We start from the raw sequence: 15917 nt of genomic DNA on the forward strand, positions 1-15917 counted from the left end.
CGGCCCTTCCACCCTTTGTCTGGGTTCGGTTCGCCTCCGGGCGCTTGTACCCGGTCTCGACGCTCCTCGACTTCCCCTGCCTTCGGCGGGGAGGCCCCATGCGCTCGCCCGCGGCGGGAGCCGCTCAAGGCACTGTCGCTTGGTCTCGGTCGCTTTCGACACCGGCGCGCCCTTTGGCTCACTCACAGTGGTTGTGAGCCGTGGTCAGCCCTCGACCGTGACGCCCATGGAACGCGCGGTGCCGGCGATGATCTTCTCGGCGGCGTCCATGTTGTTCGCGTTCAGGTCGGGCATCTTGGTCGTGGCGATCTCGCGCACCTGCTCGCGCGTGAGCTTCCCGACCTTGTTGACGTGCGGCTGGCCGGAGCCCTTCTCCAGGCCCGCGGCCTTGAGAATCATCTTGGCTGCCGGGGGCGTCTTGGTGATGAAGGTGAAGGACCGGTCCTCGTAGACCGTGATCTCCACCGGGATCACCCAGCCGCGCTGCGACTCCGTCGCGGCGTTGTACGCCTTGCAGAACTCCATGATGTTGACGCCGTGCTGACCCAGTGCCGGGCCGACCGGCGGAGCCGGGTTGGCCGCACCGGCCTGGATCTGGAGCTTGATCAGCCCCGCGACCTTCTTCTTCTTGGGAGGCATGCTCTCTCCGGGTCCTTGTGAGAGGTGATTCGGCCGCCATGCCCGGCGACGGAGTCCGTCAGCCGGATGGAGGCATACCGCACCACGATAGCCCGTACCGTGGCGAGCTCTGAAATCGGCCGGTCCCACCGGCCGGAAACGTACGGCTCCGGGCTGCCCCGAAGCCGTACGACCGCGGACGAACGGTCAGTTCTTCTGGATCTGGTCGAAGCTGAGCTCGACCGGGGTCTCCCGGCCGAAGATCTCGACCAGGCCCTTGACCTTCTTCGAGTCCGCGTTGATCTCGTTGATCGTGGCCTGCAGCGTCGCGAACGGGCCGTCGGTGACCGTGACGGAGTCGCCCACCTCGAAGTCCAGCACCTGGACCTCGACCTTGCGGCCGGGGCCGCCGACGGGCTTGCCCTCCTCGTCCGTGGCCGCGGCCTTGGCGGCCTTCTCCTCGGCCTCGGGGGCGAGCATCTTGACGATCTCGTCGAGGGTCAGCGGATACGGGTCGTACGCGTTGCCGACGAAGCCGGTGACGCCCGGGGTGTTGCGGACGACGCCCCAGGACTCGTTCGTCAGGTCCATGCGGACGAGGACGTATCCCGGGAGCTTGTTCTGCCGGACGGTGCGCCGGTCGCCGTTCTTGATCTGGACGACCTCTTCCTGCGGCACCTCGGCCTGGAAGATGAAGTCCTCGACGTTGAGGGAGACGGCGCGCTGCTCGAGGTTGGTCTTCACGCGGTTCTCGTAGCCCGCGTAGGTGTGGATCACGTACCACTCGCCCGGGAGGTGGCGCAGCTCGTCGCGGAGCGCGGCGACGGGGTCGACCGGCTCCTCCTCGGCCTCCGCCGCCTCTTCGCCGGCCTCGGCCTCGTCGGTGCCCTCGTCCTCGTCGGCCTCGGCGTCCGCCTCGGCAGCGGCGGCTCCGGCGTCCTCGTCGGTCTCCGCGTCCTCGTCGGTCTCCGTGAGGACGGCGGCCTCCTCAGCCGAATCGCCCGATGCGTCGTCGGCGGCCGCCGACAGGTCGACGCTGTCATCCGCCGCCTCGAAAATGGCGCGCGCGGTGTCTTCGCCCTCTGCGGGCTCGACGGCGTCGTTCGGGTTCGGGTCAGACACGGTGGCTGCTTCTTCCTGGCTTCATGGGGTCGATCATGCGGTGGCCGTGCCGCGGGGGCACTCGGGCTCGCTCGCCGGCCTCCGCGGTACGGGTCAGCCGAAGACGGTCTTCATCACTTCGGTGAACCCATAGTCAATCACGGTCACAATGCCGATCATGATGACTACGAAGATGATCACCACAGTGGTGTACGTCGAGAGCTGGTTCCGCGTCGGCCACACGACCTTGCGGAGCTCGGCGACGATCTGTCGGTAGAAAAGCGCGAGACGGGCCAGTGGGCCCTTCTTGCCTCGCTTGCCTCCGCGCCGGGGCTTCTTGTCGTCTGACGACCGTCCGGGCTCGGGGACCTCGATGGAGTCCGTGATCTCCGTCACTCGTCCTCACCTGATCCGGGTCGTTGCCCTGCGGCGTCCGGCCCGGCCGCACGGCGGTGCATTTCAGTACGTACGCAAGCACACACCATATCGGCGATGCGATGTGTGTAGCAGGGCCGGAGGGACTTGAACCCCCAACCGCTGGTTTTGGAGACCAGTGCTCTACCAATTGAGCTACGACCCTTTGTGCCTTCAACCTACCGCATCCGGGCGGCTGCACCGAGTGCGCAGCACGGAACGATCGATGAGGGCCAACGACGTAGGAGTGTACGTGTTCCGTGCCCCGCCGTCGAACGCCTAACCACGGGCCCGGCCGCCAAACCCCGGTGCGGGCCCGTTCGCGGGTCTGGGAACATGCCTCTATGACGGCTGCTACTCCACCCGCACAGTCCCCGACCGAACGACGCCTCTCGGCCCGTATCGGGTCGATCTCCGAGTCCGCCACCCTCGCCGTGGACGCCAAGGCCAAGGCCCTCAAGGCCGCCGGGCGCCCCGTGATCGGCTTCGGCGCGGGCGAGCCGGACTTCCCGACGCCCGGGTACATCGTCGAGGCGGCGGTCGAGGCGTGCCGCAACCCGAAGTACCACCGGTACACGCCCGCCGGCGGCCTCCCCGAGCTGCGCTCCGCGATCGCCGAGAAGACTCGGCGGGACTCCGGTTACTCGGTCGAGGCCGCGAACGTCCTGGTCACCAACGGCGGCAAGCAGGCCATCTACGAGTCCTTCGCCACCATCCTCGACCCGGGCGACGAGGTGCTCGTCCCCGCGCCGTACTGGACCACGTACCCCGAGTCGATCCGGCTCGCGGGCGGCGTCCCGGTCGACGTCGTGGCGGACGAGACCACCGGGTACCGGGTGAGCGTCGAGCAGCTGGAGGCGGCCCGCACGGAGCACACGAAGGTGCTGCTGTTCGTCTCGCCCTCGAACCCGACCGGCGCGGTCTACACCCGCGACCAGATCGAGGAGATCGGGCGCTGGGCGGCGGAGCACGGCCTGTGGGTGCTCACGGACGAGATCTACGAGCATCTGGTGTACGGCGACGCCGAGTTCCACTCGCTGCCCGTCGTCGTGCCCGAGCTGCGGGACCGCTGCATCATCGTGAACGGCGTGGCCAAGACGTACGCCATGACCGGCTGGCGCGTCGGCTGGGCCATCGGCCCGCAGGACGTCGTGAAGGCCGCCGCGAACCTCCAGTCGCACGCCACCTCGAACGTGAGCAACGTGGCGCAGGCCGCCGCGCTGGCCGCCGTCTCCGGTGACCTCGAGGCGGTCGCGGAGATGCGCGCCGCGTTCGACCGGCGGCGGCAGACGATCGTACGGATGCTGAACGAGATCAGCGGCGTCGTCTGCCCCGAGCCGGAGGGCGCCTTCTACGCGTACCCCTCCGTGAAGGGCCTCCTCGGCAAGGAGCTGCGCGGCAGGCGGCCGGCGAGCACGGTGGAGCTGGCCGAGCTGATCCTGGAGGAGGTGGAGGTCGCGGTGGTGCCCGGAGAGGCGTTCGGCACGCCGGGCTATCTGCGGCTGTCCTACGCACTGGGCGACGAGGACCTGGTGGAGGGCGTCTCCCGGATCCAGAAGCTGCTGGCCGAGGCGCGGGACTGACAACTCACCCGGTACGGGCGCGGGCGGCGCCCGTACCGGAAGCGGAGGTTTGATGGGGACGGTTCGCGACGTCCGGCGGCTGCCGAAAGCGCACCTGCATCTGCACTTCACCGGATCGATGCGGCCCGGCACGCTGCTGGAGCTCGCCGACAAGTACGGTGTGCACCTGCCCGACGCGCTCAGCGGCGGCGAGCCGCCGAAGCTGCGCGCGACGGACGAGCGCGGGTGGTTCCGCTTCCAGCGGCTGTACGACATGGCGCGGTCCTGCCTGCGCGAGCCGGAGGACATCCAGCGGCTGGTGCGCGAGACGGCTGAGGAGGACGTACGGGACGGCTCGCGGTGGCTGGAGATCCAGGTCGACCCGACCTCGTACGCGCCCCGGCTGGGCGGGCTGATCCCGGCGCTGGAGATCATCCTGGACGCGGTGGACCGCGCCCGCCGGGACACGGGTCTGGACATGCGGGTGCTGGTCGCGGCGAACCGTATGAAGCACCCGCTGGACGCCCGTACGCTCGCCCGGCTCGCCGTCCGCTACCGGGACCGCGGGATCGTCGGCTTCGGGCTCTCCAACGACGAACGCCGCGGTTTCGCACGTGACTTCGACCGGGCGTTCGCGATCGCGCGCGACGGCGGGCTGCTGGCCGCGCCGCACGGCGGCGAGCTGTCCGGACCATCGAGCGTCCGCGACTGCCTGGACGACCTGCGCGCGGCGCGGGTGGGGCACGGCGTGCGCGCGGCGGAGGACCCGCGGCTGCTGGGGCGGCTGGCCGAGCGCGGGGTGACGTGCGAGGTGTGCCCCGCGTCGAACGTGGCGCTGGGCGTGTACGAGAAGCCGGAGGACGTACCGCTGCGGGTGCTCTGGGACGCCGGGGTGCCGATGGCGCTGGGAGCGGACGACCCGCTGCTGTTCGGCTCGCGGCTGGCCGCGCAGTACGAGCTGGCGCGGGACGCGCACGGCTTCACCGACGCCGAACTGGCCGAGCTGGCCCGCCAGTCGGTGCGCGGCTCGGCGGCGCCGCCGGAGGTACGGGACGCGGTGCTCGCGGACATCGACGCGTGGCTGGCGGCGGACGGCTGAGGTCGGGCCGGGCGCAGTGCGGTTTGCGACCGCTTGACTTCAACAGCGGTTGAAGAAGCACGCTTCCCGGTATGAGGGGAGGCGCCGGCGAGCGGCGTCTCCGTCCGCGTTCCGAGGTGCGGGAGGACAACGGCATGAGCGGCTTCGGCAGGTCCGACAGCTTCAACGAGTTCTACGAGGGCACTCCCCCGTGGGAGATCGCCGCGCCACAGCCCGCGGTCGTCGCGCTGGCCGACCGGGGCCTGTTCACCGGCCGGGTCCTCGACGTCGGCTGCGGCACCGGCGAGAACACCCTGCACCTGGCGTCCCGCGGGCACACCGTGCTCGGGGTGGACGGGGCCGAGAACGCCGTCGTACGGGCCCGGGAGAAGGCGCGGCAGCGGGACCTGCCGGTGGAGTTCGCCATCGCGGACGCGTTCGATCTCACCTCCCTGGGACAGAAGTTCGACACCGTGCTCGACTCGGCGTTCATGCACATCCCGGGGAACACCGCCGGCCGGCGGCGCGATTACACCCGCGAGCTGGCGAACGTACTGGTGTCCGACGGGTGGGTGCACCTGCTGGAGATCAGCGAGCGCTCCGAGGAGCACCCGACCCTCACCCGTACGGAGATCGTCGCCGCCTTCGACGACGAGGACTGGACGGACATCCGGATCGGCCCGACGACGTATGCCGTGACCACCGGGGACGTCCACGCGTGGCTGGTGAGCGTGCGACGGCGCCAGGCCGCCGCTCCGGGGCAGACCGGTCCGTACGGCGTGGCCCGATCCTGAGGCTCCTTGTCATTCGCGCCACTTGGGCAGGGCGTGAGCATCCCGGCGGACCCCGGCCGGCTGCGCGCCGCCGTCGGCGCGTACGACTTCGGCGAACCGGCCGATCCCGCCGCGGTGCTGGAGGACGTCGCGGAGCTGCTGCGCGGCGGCACCGTGCACACGACGCACCCCCGCTACTTCGGCTTGTTCAACCCGGCACCGACCCTCCTCGGCGTGGTCGGGGAGACCCTTGCGGCGGCGTTCAACCCGCAGCTCGCGGCCTGGTCGCACGCGCCGGCGGCCGCGGAGATCGAGGCCCACCTGCTGCGCTTCCTCGGCGGACGCCTGGGCTACCCGGCCGAAGCGGTGGCCGGGTCGTTTACCAGCGGCGGCGCGGAGGCGAACCTGACCGCCGTACTGCTGGCGCTGACCAAGGCGTGGCCGGAGTACGGCACCGCGGGGCTGCGGGCGCTGCCCGGACGGCCCGTGCTGTACGCGTCGGCGGAAAGCCATCTGGCATGGCTGAAGATCGCGCACGGCACCGGTATCGGACGGGAGGCGGTGCGGCTCGTACCGGTCGACGCCAGTCTGCGCATGGACCTCGGACGGCTGGCAGACCTGGTGGCGTCGGACCGCGAGGCCGGCGACCTGCCGTTCATGGTGGTCGGCACGGCCGGCACCACGGGAGCGGGCGTCATCGACCCGCTGCCCGAACTGGCCGCGTTCTGCGCGGAACAGGGCCTGTGGCTGCATGCCGACGCCGCGTACGGCGGTGCGCGCACAAGTGGCTGAGCGTGCCGATGGGGGCCGGGGCCCTGCTGTGCACCGACAGCCGGGCGCTGGCGGAGACGTTCCGCGTCACCACGTCCTGCATGCCGTCCGACGTGCCCGACACCGTCGACCCGTACACCTCGGGCCAGCAGTGGTCGCGCCGGTTCACCGGGCTGAAGCTCTTCCTCCCGGGTGGACCGTCGTCAACGACACACCGCTGCCGGTGGTCTGCTTCGCCGACCCCGCTGCCGACGGCCTCTCCGACGGAGCGTCGTGGGAGCACCACGAGGCGCTCGCACGGACCGTCGTGGGCAGCGGGCGCGCCTGGATCAGCACCGTACGGCTGGACGGACGGGCGGCCCTGCGCGCCTGCGTCATCAGCTTCCGCACCGGCCGCACGGACATCGACGAGCTCGTACGGGCGGTGAACGACACGCGCGGCGGGCCGTACGGCCGTACCGCCGCTACACCGCGCAGCCCACTGTCACCGGCTCGTTGACGAGCGTCACCCCGAAGGCTGTCCGTACGCCCTCGCGTACCTCACGGGCCAGCGCGAGCAGGTCCTCGGTGGTCGCCTCGCCGCGGTTGGTGAGCGCGAGGGTGTGCTTGGAGGAGATACGGGCCGGGCCGTCGCCGTAGCCCTTGCCGAACCCGGCCTTGTCGATCAGCCAGGCCGCGGAGGTCTTGATACGGCCGTCGCCCGCCGGGAAGGAGGGCGGGACCGTGTCCGGACCGAGCCGTTCCGCGGCGCGGGCACGGAAGGCGGCGTGCTCGGCCTCGCTGAGCACGGGGTTCGTGAAGAAGGAGCCCGCGGACCAGGTGTCGTGGTCCTCCGGGTCGAGCACCATGCCCTTGCCCGCGCGCAGCTTCAGCACGGTCTCGCGCGCGGTGGCCGCCGGGACCCGCTCGCCGGGCTGTACGCCGAGGACGCGGGCGGTCTCCGCGTACCTCAGGGGCGCCGACATGCCGCCCGCGTCCTCCAGCCGGAAGCGGACGCGGAGCACGACGAACCGGGTGGGGTCGCCCTTGAAGCGGCTGTGCCGGTAGCCGAAGCCGCAGTCCGCGTTCGGGAGGGTCACGGTCTCGCGGGCGCGGCGGTCGTACGCGACGACCTCGGTGATCGTGCTGGAGACCTCCTGGCCGTACGCGCCCACGTTCTGGATCGGCGTCGCGCCCGCCGAGCCGGGGATGCCGGCCAGGCACTCGATGCCGGCGAGGCCGGCCTCGACCGTGCGCTCGACGACGTCGGACCAGTTCTCGCCCGCCGCCAGCTCCAGCCGCGTACCGTCCAGCCGGCAGCCGGTGGTGGCGATGCGCAGGGCGGTGCCGCGGAAGCCCTTGTCGGCGACGACGAGGTTGCTGCCGCCGCCGATGACCAGCAGCGGCGTACCGCTGTCGTCGGCCTCCCGTACGGCTTCGACCACCTCGTCATCGGTGGTGGCCGTACGGAGCCGGTCGGCGGGGCCGCCCAGGCGGAAGGTGGTCAGGGGGGCGAGGGGGGCGTCGTGGAGTTCCTGCACGCGGTCAAGAGTACGAGAGGGGTGCGGCGGGGCCGGCCGTGCCCGGCTCCAGCCCGGGACACGCGGCCCCGGGCGGGCCGGGCGGCCCGCTCAGGCCAGGGCGACGACCGCGCGGGCCATGCCCAGCACCTTCTGCCCGTCGCACTTCGCGAGCAGGTCCACCCGGACCGTACGGGCCGACTCGTCGACGACGGCCGCGACCTTCGCCGAGACCTCGACCGTCGCGCCCTTGTCGTCGTTCGGCACCTTCACCTGGCGGATGAACCGCACGCCGTAGTCGACGACGGCGCCCGGGTCGCCCACCCAGTCGGTGACCACCCGTACGGCCTGGGCCATCGTGAGCATGCCGTGCGCGATGACGCCGTCGAGGCCGACCTCGGTGGCGAACGTGTCGTTCCAGTGGATCGGGTTGAAGTCACCGGACGCGCCCGCGTAGCGCACGAGCGTGTCGCGGGTGACCTGGAAGGTCTGGGCGGGCAGTTCCGTGCCGACCTCGGCGTCGGCGAATGCGATCTTGGCGGTCATCTCGTCACTCCTCGTCCGCGCCCCGGGCCACCAGCTTCGTGCGGGCGGTCACCACGAGCTCACCCGTCTCGTCGTGCACATCGCCCCGGATCTCCAACACGTCGTGCCCCGCGAGGGAGTTGATCGACTCGATGGTGGAGGTGACCGCGAGCCGATCCCCGGCGCGTACCGGGCGCACGTACGCGAACTGCTGCGCGCCGTGCACCACCCGGCTGAAGTCCAGGCCGAGCTGCGGGTCCTCGATCACGACGCCCGCCGCGCGGTACGTGATCGAGAAGACGAACGTCGGAGGCGCGATCACGTCCGGGTGCCCGAGCTTCTCGGCGGCGGCCGGGTCGGTGTACGCCGGGTGGGGGTCGCCGATGGCCTCGGCGAACTCGCGGATCTTCTCCCGGCCGACCTCGTACGGGCGGGTGGGCGGATAGCTCCGTCCGACGAACGACTGGTCGAGCGCCATGTGGCCGGCACCTCCTGGGCGTTGGGCGTGGGCAGCGGAACACGTGAGGCCGCCCCCGAAAACGGGGACGGCCTCACGGACGGAGCGTGTTATCGCGTTTCGCGGTGCGCTGTGTGCGAGTTGCAGCGCGGGCAGTGCTTCTTCATCTCAAGACGGTCCGGGTTGTTGCGCCGGTTCTTCTTGGTGATGTAGTTCCGCTCCTTGCACTCCACGCATGCCAGCGTGATCTTCGGGCGGACGTCTGTGGCAGCCACGTGAGTGCTCCTTGGACGGACTAGGACGAGTTGAACGCAGAAAGAGTAGCCGATCGGAGGACAGATCCCACAACCGGCTACTGTCAGTGAAGTAGCGGCGACCGGACTTGAACCGGTGACACAACGATTATGAGCCGTTTGCTCTACCGACTGAGCTACGCCGCCACGATGCGAACGTCTCCCGCGGCAGGCGGGAGACCTCTCACACCAGAGCCCCAAAACGGAATCGAACCGTTGACCTTCTCCTTACCATGGAGACGCTCTGCCGACTGAGCTATTGGGGCGAGCGATGAAGACATTACACGTTCGGCCGCCGAAGGTGAAATCCGTATCGGGGCCGTCGCGTCCGCCCTGTCTACCCCTTGGCAGCACGGCTCACACCACGCCGGTACGACTATTTCCCTCCTCCCCGATGCCGCCCGCGGCTCCCCTTACGCTCGTCGCACGCTGCGTGATCTCGATCTTCCGCCGAACCCTGGGGAGTCCGATGGCCGACAGACAGCCGCAGGAGCCGAGGCACACCGACCGCGGCATCTCGGCCGCCGACTCCAGCGAACTCCTCCTGTGCGCTGCCCGGCTCGCCGACGGGCGCACCGTCGACGTACGCCTCAGCGGCGGGCGTATCGAGGCCGTCGGCACCGCCGGCAGCCTCTCCCCCGGCCGGCTCCCGCCCGAGGGCGCCCGCGTCGACCTCACCGGCTACCTGCTGCTGCCCGCCCCCGCCGAGCCGCACGCCCACTACGACTCCGCGCTCACCGCCCTCAGCGCCGCCGAGCCCGGCGCCGACACCCCGCCGTCCAGCGACCCGTACGAGGTCCAACGGCGCACCACCGAGGCCGCGTTGCTCCAGCTCGGACACGGCGCGACCGCGCTGCGCTCGCACGTGCGCATCGGCGACGTCGTCGGAGTGCGCTCGCTGGAGGCCGTCCTGCAGGCCCGCAGGGCGCTGCGCGGACTGGCCGACCTGACCACCGTCGCCGTGCCCCGGCTGCTGACCGGGCTGGCCGGCGCCGAGGACCTGGCGATGCTGCGCGACGCCGTGAAGATGGGCGCGACCGTCGTCGGCGGCTGCCCCGACCTCGACCCCGATCCGGGCGGCTACGTGGAGGCCGTCCTCGAGGTCGCCGCCGAGCACGGCTGCGCCGTCGACCTGCACACCGACGCCGACGACCCGGCCCGCCTCGCCCGGCTCGCGGCCGCCGCGGGCGGGCTGCGGCCCGGCGTCACGATCGGCCCCTGCGGCGGGCTGTCCCGGCTGCCGCACGAGGCCACCATGCGGGCGGCCGACCAGCTGGCCGCCGCCGGGATCACCGTCGTCGCGCTGCCGCAGGGCAACTGCGTCGCGCTGGAACGCCGTTTCCCCTCCCGCGTCGCGCCCGTACGGCTGCTGCGCGCCGCCGGCGTCACCGTCGCCGCCGGCAGCGGGGCCCTGCGCGACGCCTCGAACCAGGTGGGCCGCGGCGACCCGCTCAGCGCCGCGTACCTGCTCGCCTCGCACGGCGAGGCACACGCCGTCGCCGCCTACGAAGCGGTCAGCACCCGGGCGCGGGCCGCGATGGGCCTGCCCGAGGTACGCGTCGAGGCCGGGTTCCCGGCCGAACTCCTCGCCGTACGCGGCACGAGCATCGCGGGCGCGCTGTCCCTCGCGTACAGCCGCATCGTGGTGCACCGGGGGCGCGTGGTCGCGCGTACGAGCGCGGTGCGCGAATACTGCGACTCCGCCGCCGCGGTGGAACTCGACCTCCCCCGCCAGTCACAGGGCTGAGCGCGCGCACGCGGGCGTACGGTCGGAGGCATGCGTACAGTCATCGCCGGTGGACACGGCCAGATCGCCCTGCGCCTCGAACAGCTTCTCGCCGAGCGCGGAGACACCGTCGCGGGCCTCATCCGCGACCCCCAGCAGTCCGACGACCTTCGCGCCACGGGCGCCGAACCCGTCGTGTGCGACCTCGAGTCCGCGTCCGCGGACGAGGTCACGCGGCACCTGGAGGGCGCGGACGCCGCCGTGTTCGCGGCGGGCGCCGGGCCGGGCAGCGGCGCCGCGCGCAAGGAGACGGTGGACCGCGGCGCGGCCGTGCTGTTCGCCGACGCGGCGGAACGGGCGGGCGTACGGCGCTTCCTGGTCGTCTCCGCCATGCGCGCCGACGAGGAGCCGCCGCCCGAGATGGACCCTGTGTTCGCCGCGTACCTGCGGGCGAAGGGCGCCGCGGACGACGCCGTACGCGCCCGCGCCGGGCTGGACTGGACGATCCTGCGGCCCGGACGGCTCACGGACGCGCCGGGCACGGGCCGCGTACGGCTGGAGGAGCGGACGGGTCGCGGTGACATCACGCGGGACGATGTCGCGGCGGTCCTGCGGGCACTGCTGGACGAGCCGCGCACGGCGGGGCTGACGCTGGAGCTGGTCAACGGGGACACGGCGGTCGCGGACGCGGTGGCGGTCTGCGCTCGGGGGTGGGGCTGGCTCTTTTACACATCTGACGCGGCCGACGAAGGGGTGGGCGGAGGTCTAGGTGGACGGGGTGTGATTTAGAAAAGGGAGCGGCAGGAGGAGAAGACCTGAGCCGCGCGCTCTCCCCTGCAGTGCCCCCTCCCGTACGCGGGCGGGAGGGGGTACGGAGCGGCAGGCCTCGGCCGCCCGCGTACGGGAGGGGGCACTGCAGGGGAGAGCGCGCGGCTCAGGTCCGCGCTGGGGTCTCGCTTCGGGGCGCGAGCAGGCTCAGTCCGGGGCCCTCAGCGGGCACACATTCGGGCGTCGCGCACTCGGCTCGCGACCGTGCGGCCGGCGCCGCGAGCACACAGACAGCGGGCGCCGGGCGTCGTGGTCGCCTCGGTCGCGTGGCTGTGGTGGCTCGTCGTGCTCATGTGTTCAGTAAAACAGACGTACGGTGCCGTACCGCCCGCGTCGGCGGCCCGCCGACGGCCGTTCAGGCCTCGGTCAGAATCTCCACGCCACTGGCTGTGACCTGCACGGATACACCGGACAGGTCGGTGACGACGGCGTCGGCGCGCAGCTCCTCGCGGGCGTGTGTTGTGGTCAACGCCACGGTGCGCATGCCCGCCGCGCGGGCCGCCTCGAGACCGGCGGGCGCGTCCTCGAAGACGACGCAGCGGGCCGGGTCGGCGCCCAGCTTCCGGGCGGCGAGCAGGAACGGCTCGGGGTCGGGCTTGCCGCGTACGACGTCCTCCGCCGCGATCACCAGCGGCGGCTCGACGCCCACCTCGCGCAGCCGCGCCTCGGCCAGCGGCCGGATCGCGGAGGTGACCACCGCCCAGGGGGCGGGCGCCGCGGAGAGCGCGGAGACCAGCGCGGCCGTGCCGGGCAGCAGCACCACTCCCCCGCCCACGTCCTCCACTTCGAGCTGTTCGATACGGCGGACCGCACCGGGCACCTCGGCCGCCGGCAGCAGCTCGGAGATGATCTCCGCGGCGGTCCGCCCGTGCAGCTCGACCTGGGCGAACTCGGCCTCGGTCACGCCGTGCTCTCCGGCCCAGCGGGTCCAGCAGCGGATCACGGACTCCATCGACGACAGGAGCGTCCCGTCGTTGTCGAACAGCAGGGCATCGGCGGAGAGCTTCATGAGGCGACCCTACGGCGCGCCCGCGGCACCGCCGGGGGCCGGAGACTGTGAGATGTTTCGCCCCTTCTAGACTCGGCGCATGCTCACCCCGCTGACGGTCGCGCTCGCCGTGGCCGCGCTCGCTCTGGCCGCATGGTGCGGCCACGCGGCCTACCGCGACCAGCCCACCAAGGACTGGCACTTCGCGGGCATGGCCGTGGTGACAGTGCTCGCGCTGGCCCAGCTGGTGGTGGGCGTCGTGCAGTTGGCGCGCGGCGAGGAGCCCGCCGACGGAACCGTGATCTTCGTCTCGTATCTGGTCGGCATCGTGTGCTGCGTGCCGGTGGTCGGGCTGCTGTCGCTGTCGGAGCGCACGCGATGGGGCTCGCTGACGGTGGTCGCGGGCGCCGTCGTACTGGCCGTGCTGCAGGTGCGGCTCTACGACATCTGGGAGGGCGGCGCCGGTGCCTGAGCGGAACGGCCGTACGGGAGACGGGTCCGGGGCCGGAGGCGCGTCGGGTCGTCAGCTGGTCAGCGGCCCGGGCCGGCTGCTCGTCACCCTGTACGGGATCTTCACCGTCGGCGCCGCGTCCCGCTCCCTCTACCAGCTCTCCACGCGCTTCGACGAGGCGCCGCTGGCGTACGTGCTCTCGGCGGTGGCGGCGGTGGTGTACGCGTTCATCACGGTCGCGCTCGTACGCGGCGGGGAGGGCGCGCGCAAGGCCGCGCTGGTGTGCTGCTGCGCGGAGTTGCTGGGCGTGCTGACGGTCGGCACCTGGACGCTGGCGGACCCGTCCGCGTTCCCGGACGCGACCGTGTGGTCGGACTACGGGATGGGCTACCTGTTCATCCCGCTCGCCCTGCCCGTCACGGGGCTGCTGTGGCTGCGCCGTACGCCGGGCGGCGGCCGGTCCGGGAACGCCTGAGGCGCCGGGACGCCTGAAGGGCCTCCGGAACGGGCGTCACGCGCTCGTCGTGAACGCCTGCGCCCCGGCCTCCTTCTCCATCGTCACCACGGTGATCCGGTCGCCGGCGTCCAGGGCCGTGCCGACCGGGGCGTAGCCGTTCTTGCGGTACAGCCGGAGGCTGACCTCGCTGCGGTGGCCGGTGAAGAGGCGGTACCGCGTGGCGGCGCGCTCGGCGAGCAGGTGCTCCTCGATCCGGGCGAGCAGCCTGCCGCCCAGCCCGTGCCGGCGCATCCGCGGGTGGACGCAGAGCTTGCTGATACGGGCCGTGGAGTCCGCGTCCACGCTGGCCCGTACGGAGCCGATGACCTCCTCGCCGAGGCGCGCGACGAGGACGTACCCCGAGGCCAGCTCGGCACGCAGCTGGTCGAGGGTCTGGGTGAGGGGTTCGATGCGGTAGTCGCCGTACAGCTCCGCCTCCGACTGGTAGCAGAGGTACTGCAGTTTGAGGATCTGCTCGGCGTCGTCTTCGGTCGCCGTAGAGATGGTCACGCTCATGCCCATGCGCGTATGCCTCCCCTGTTCCGTGTGCGCCCGGACGAGCGGGAAATTCGAGGGATGCGCGTCCGAACTGTCTGCCCTGATGACGCCGTTTGCTTACCGCACCATTCCCCGGAGTTCAGGTGCTGCAACCTCCGCCGAGAGCATTGTGCGCGGGCGTGAGAGCCGGGGCAACGGGCAGCGGGGCGCCGCGGGGTGCGCTGTGAGATTCCCAACTCGTCGGCGATATCCGGAATGTGAGGTCCGGGCGTGGTGTGCCGCGTCCGGTGACGGTGTGACGGGTCCGGTGACGGTGTGACGGGTCCCGCGACGGTCCCCCGCCGCACCGGGGCGGGGGACCGTCCGCACATAAGGCGGGAGATCCGGGCGCCGGCGGACCGGCGCCCGGGGCGCGCGTCAGTCCCCGCGGAAGTCGGCCGCGGCGAGCAGCGCCGTGTCCGGGTTGTCGGAGAAGATCCCGTCGATGCCGGTCTCGAAGTACGTCCGCAGCGCGCCGAAGACGTCCCCGTACGCGTACGGGTCGGTGCCCGTGCGGAAGTCCAGCGGCAGGAAGGTGTTCTCGTTCCGCATCGTGTACGGGTGCAGCACCAGGTCCTGCGCGTGCGCGTCGCGCACCAGGGTGGTGGGCTCGCCGAGGCTGCCGTCGTCGTTCTTCGGGATGACGAGGTCCAGGGTCGGCCCGATGCCCTTCGCGAAGCCCGCGATCCACTCCAGCCCTTCGGGCTTCACGAGATCGGCAACCGTACGGGGGTCGCCCGACTCCACGAAGTCCCAGGGCCGGGTGTCGGCGGCGTCCAGCAGGACGACGCCGGGACAGTCGACGAGTCCGTGCAGCTTCTGGATGCTGCTGGGCTCGAAGGACTGCACGAAGTTCGGAGAGTGCGCGCGGTGCCGCCCGTACTTGCGGAGCAGCGCGGCGAGCGGCTTCTCCAGGCCGAGCCCGAGGCCGCGGAAGTACGTGGGGTGCTTGGTCTCGATGTGCAGCCAGACCGGTCGGCCCCGGTCGCGCTGCTGCCGGTCGGCCCAGCGCAGCACCTCCTCGAAGGTGGGCACCTCCCAGCGGCCGTTGTAGACGGTGTTGCGCTGGCGCTCCTTGGGCAGCCGCTCGACGGCGCGGAGCGTCTTGAGCTCGGCGAGGGTGAAGTCCTCGCTGAACCAGCCCGTCAACGCCTTGCCGTCCACCGTCTTGGTGGTCTTGCGGCCCGCGAACTCGGGGTGGTCGGCGACGTCCGTCGTGCCGGTGATGTCGTTTTCGTGCCGGCAGACGAGGTGCCCGTCCTTGGTGGGCACGAGGTCCTGCTCGATGATGTCGGCGCCCATGGCGAGGGCGAGTTCGTACGAGCCGAGCGTGTGCTCCGGACGGTAGCCGCTGGCGCCGCGGTGCGCGACGACGGCGGGCACCGGCAGCCGGGTACGGGAGGCCGCCCCCGAGTCGGCCGCCCGTGCCTCCGTCCGCCCCTCCGCGCGTGCCGCGCCGACCGGTCCCAGCGCAGCCGCGCCCGCGCCCAGCGCCGCCGCCGCGCCCAACAGGGTTCTGCGGCCCGGCCGCTGCTCCTGTGCCATACGCTCTCCTCACCTCGTGGTGCGGTGCTGTCCGCGGCCACCCCGGCGTACCGGCCGGCCCGGTGTCCCGCACCTGACAAACGACGCGCTGATCGTAGGGGCGCGGACCTTTCCCGCGGGAGACACACGGCGGAACATGGGAGAAACACGCGGCGGGGACACTCGTTCTGTCCAGGGCGTGCGAACCACCCGGTGCCGGGCAACCGTGCAATGGCGAGTATCGTCCTCACCTGCGCAGGCGTGCGCTCGACCACC

General features: G+C 71.9%; 19 protein-coding genes and 3 tRNA genes. 9 read left to right on the forward strand and 13 right to left on the reverse strand.

Translation table 11 applies throughout. From position 1 onward, the window contains the following. Nucleotides 1-204 precede the first annotated feature (204 nt). From rplK to DVA86_RS05130, 4 genes are all read right to left on the reverse strand, one after another. On the reverse strand, nt 205-639 hold the full coding sequence (gene rplK, locus DVA86_RS05115) for a 50S ribosomal protein L11 (protein WP_208876141.1): 435 nt from the start codon (nt 637-639) through the stop codon (nt 205-207). Between the two features lie 186 nt (nt 640-825). Next, nucleotides 826-1740: a transcription termination/antitermination protein NusG gene (gene nusG / locus DVA86_RS05120; protein ID WP_208876142.1), complete on the reverse strand. Its 915-nt coding sequence runs from the start codon at nt 1738-1740 to the stop codon at nt 826-828. A gap of 93 nt (nt 1741-1833) precedes the next feature. Next, nucleotides 1834-2115 carry a preprotein translocase subunit SecE gene (secE, locus tag DVA86_RS05125; protein ID WP_208876144.1) on the reverse strand — a complete coding sequence of 94 codons (282 nt, stop codon included), beginning with the start codon at nt 2113-2115 and terminating at the stop codon, nt 1834-1836. Nucleotides 2116-2226: 111 nt separating this feature from the next. After that, a tRNA-Trp gene (locus DVA86_RS05130) sits at nt 2227-2299 on the reverse strand. 178 nt (nt 2300-2477) lie between these two features. Here DVA86_RS05130 and DVA86_RS05135 point away from each other — a divergent pair. The 5 genes from DVA86_RS05135 (at nt 2478) to DVA86_RS05155 (ending at nt 6816) form a co-directional block, all read left to right on the forward strand. Further along, nucleotides 2478-3716, forward strand: coding sequence for a pyridoxal phosphate-dependent aminotransferase (locus DVA86_RS05135; RefSeq protein ID WP_208876146.1), 1239 nt, complete (start codon nt 2478-2480; stop codon nt 3714-3716). A gap of 52 nt (nt 3717-3768) precedes the next feature. Then, complete coding sequence (locus tag DVA86_RS05140) at nt 3769-4794, forward strand: adenosine deaminase (protein WP_208876148.1); 1026 nt, start codon at nt 3769-3771, stop codon at nt 4792-4794. A gap of 71 nt (nt 4795-4865) precedes the next feature. Further along, nucleotides 4866-5567 carry a class I SAM-dependent methyltransferase gene (locus DVA86_RS05145; protein WP_222623290.1) on the forward strand — a complete coding sequence of 234 codons (702 nt, stop codon included), beginning with the start codon at nt 4866-4868 and terminating at the stop codon, nt 5565-5567. Nucleotides 5568-5600: 33 nt separating this feature from the next. Beyond that, on the forward strand, nt 5601-6338 hold the full coding sequence (locus DVA86_RS05150; protein WP_208876150.1) for a pyridoxal phosphate-dependent decarboxylase family protein: 738 nt from the start codon (nt 5601-5603) through the stop codon (nt 6336-6338). Between the two features lie 202 nt (nt 6339-6540). Next, a complete protein-coding gene (locus tag DVA86_RS05155; RefSeq protein WP_208876152.1) occupies nt 6541-6816 on the forward strand; it encodes a hypothetical protein in 276 nt (91 codons plus the stop codon). Here DVA86_RS05155 and DVA86_RS05160 read toward each other — a convergent pair. From DVA86_RS05160 to DVA86_RS05185, 6 genes are all read right to left on the reverse strand, one after another. Next, entirely contained in the window at nt 6782-7837 is a 1056-nt protein-coding gene (locus tag DVA86_RS05160; protein WP_208876153.1) for a UDP-N-acetylmuramate dehydrogenase, read from the reverse strand. The two genes, DVA86_RS05155 and DVA86_RS05160, sit on opposite strands and share 35 nt — an antisense overlap. Before the next feature lie 90 nt (nt 7838-7927). Then, nucleotides 7928-8362: a MaoC family dehydratase gene (locus DVA86_RS05165; protein ID WP_208876155.1), complete on the reverse strand. Its 435-nt coding sequence runs from the start codon at nt 8360-8362 to the stop codon at nt 7928-7930. A gap of 4 nt (nt 8363-8366) precedes the next feature. After that, the gene (locus DVA86_RS05170; protein WP_208876157.1) at nt 8367-8819 is read right to left on the reverse strand and encodes a MaoC family dehydratase N-terminal domain-containing protein; all 453 of its coding nucleotides are present in this window, start codon (nt 8817-8819) and stop codon (nt 8367-8369) included. Nucleotides 8820-8908: 89 nt separating this feature from the next. Further along, a complete protein-coding gene (gene rpmG / locus DVA86_RS05175) occupies nt 8909-9073 on the reverse strand; it encodes a 50S ribosomal protein L33 (protein WP_003956487.1) in 165 nt (54 codons plus the stop codon). A 92-nt stretch (nt 9074-9165) separates the two neighbouring features. Continuing rightward, nucleotides 9166-9238: transfer RNA gene (locus DVA86_RS05180), tRNA-Met, on the reverse strand. A gap of 46 nt (nt 9239-9284) precedes the next feature. Next, nucleotides 9285-9357: transfer RNA gene (locus DVA86_RS05185), tRNA-Thr, on the reverse strand. Between the two features lie 203 nt (nt 9358-9560). Here DVA86_RS05185 and DVA86_RS05190 point away from each other — a divergent pair. After that, nucleotides 9561-10838 carry an amidohydrolase family protein gene (locus DVA86_RS05190; protein ID WP_208876159.1) on the forward strand — a complete coding sequence of 426 codons (1278 nt, stop codon included), beginning with the start codon at nt 9561-9563 and terminating at the stop codon, nt 10836-10838. 30 nt (nt 10839-10868) lie between these two features. Next, nucleotides 10869-11606 (forward strand): NAD(P)H-binding protein, encoded by a 738-nt coding sequence (locus DVA86_RS05195; protein ID WP_208876161.1) that lies wholly within the window; start codon nt 10869-10871, stop codon nt 11604-11606. 394 nt (nt 11607-12000) lie between these two features. Here DVA86_RS05195 and DVA86_RS05200 read toward each other — a convergent pair whose 3' ends face one another. Then, a complete protein-coding gene (locus DVA86_RS05200; protein ID WP_208876162.1) occupies nt 12001-12654 on the reverse strand; it encodes an HAD-IA family hydrolase in 654 nt (217 codons plus the stop codon). A 79-nt stretch (nt 12655-12733) separates the two neighbouring features. Here DVA86_RS05200 and DVA86_RS05205 point away from each other — a divergent pair, with 79 nt between their 5' ends. Beyond that, entirely contained in the window at nt 12734-13105 is a 372-nt protein-coding gene (locus tag DVA86_RS05205) for a hypothetical protein (RefSeq protein ID WP_208876164.1), read from the forward strand. Between the two features lie 55 nt (nt 13106-13160). Then, entirely contained in the window at nt 13161-13559 is a 399-nt protein-coding gene (locus DVA86_RS05210) for a hypothetical protein (protein ID WP_245997542.1), read from the forward strand. Between the two features lie 36 nt (nt 13560-13595). Here DVA86_RS05210 and DVA86_RS05215 read toward each other — a convergent pair whose 3' ends face one another. Both DVA86_RS05215 and DVA86_RS05220 read right to left on the reverse strand, forming a co-directional pair. Next, a complete protein-coding gene (locus tag DVA86_RS05215) occupies nt 13596-14102 on the reverse strand; it encodes a GNAT family N-acetyltransferase (RefSeq protein WP_208876167.1) in 507 nt (168 codons plus the stop codon). A 393-nt stretch (nt 14103-14495) separates the two neighbouring features. Further along, the gene (locus tag DVA86_RS05220) at nt 14496-15662 is read right to left on the reverse strand and encodes a glycerophosphodiester phosphodiesterase (protein ID WP_208876169.1); all 1167 of its coding nucleotides are present in this window, start codon (nt 15660-15662) and stop codon (nt 14496-14498) included. Nucleotides 15663-15917: the final 255 nt, after the last annotated feature.

Origin of the sequence: Streptomyces armeniacus, from assembly GCF_003355155.1 — a bacterium.
Lineage (GTDB): Bacteria > Actinomycetota > Actinomycetes > Streptomycetales > Streptomycetaceae > Streptomyces > Streptomyces armeniacus.

Bases quoted from the DNA above. Each gene is read 5' to 3' on its own strand.
- rplK (WP_208876141.1), bottom strand. From the start codon at position 639: ATGCCTCCCAAGAAGAAGAAGGTCGCGGGGCTGATCAAGCTCCAGATC.
- DVA86_RS05200 (WP_208876162.1), bottom strand. From the start codon at position 12,654: ATGAAGCTCTCCGCCGATGCCCTGCTGTTCGACAACGACGGGACGCTC.
- DVA86_RS05165 (WP_208876155.1), bottom strand. From the start codon at position 8,362: ATGACCGCCAAGATCGCATTCGCCGACGCCGAGGTCGGCACGGAACTG.
- DVA86_RS05215 (WP_208876167.1), bottom strand. From the start codon at position 14,102: ATGGGCATGAGCGTGACCATCTCTACGGCGACCGAAGACGACGCCGAG.
- DVA86_RS05195 (WP_208876161.1), top strand. From the start codon at position 10,869: ATGCGTACAGTCATCGCCGGTGGACACGGCCAGATCGCCCTGCGCCTC.
- DVA86_RS05190 (WP_208876159.1), top strand. From the start codon at position 9,561: ATGGCCGACAGACAGCCGCAGGAGCCGAGGCACACCGACCGCGGCATC.
- DVA86_RS05140 (WP_208876148.1), top strand. From the start codon at position 3,769: ATGGGGACGGTTCGCGACGTCCGGCGGCTGCCGAAAGCGCACCTGCAT.
- DVA86_RS05135 (WP_208876146.1), top strand. From the start codon at position 2,478: ATGACGGCTGCTACTCCACCCGCACAGTCCCCGACCGAACGACGCCTC.
- DVA86_RS05170 (WP_208876157.1), bottom strand. From the start codon at position 8,819: ATGGCGCTCGACCAGTCGTTCGTCGGACGGAGCTATCCGCCCACCCGC.
- DVA86_RS05205 (WP_208876164.1), top strand. From the start codon at position 12,734: ATGCTCACCCCGCTGACGGTCGCGCTCGCCGTGGCCGCGCTCGCTCTG.
- DVA86_RS05220 (WP_208876169.1), bottom strand. From the start codon at position 15,662: ATGGCACAGGAGCAGCGGCCGGGCCGCAGAACCCTGTTGGGCGCGGCG.
- DVA86_RS05145 (WP_222623290.1), top strand. From the start codon at position 4,866: ATGAGGGGAGGCGCCGGCGAGCGGCGTCTCCGTCCGCGTTCCGAGGTG.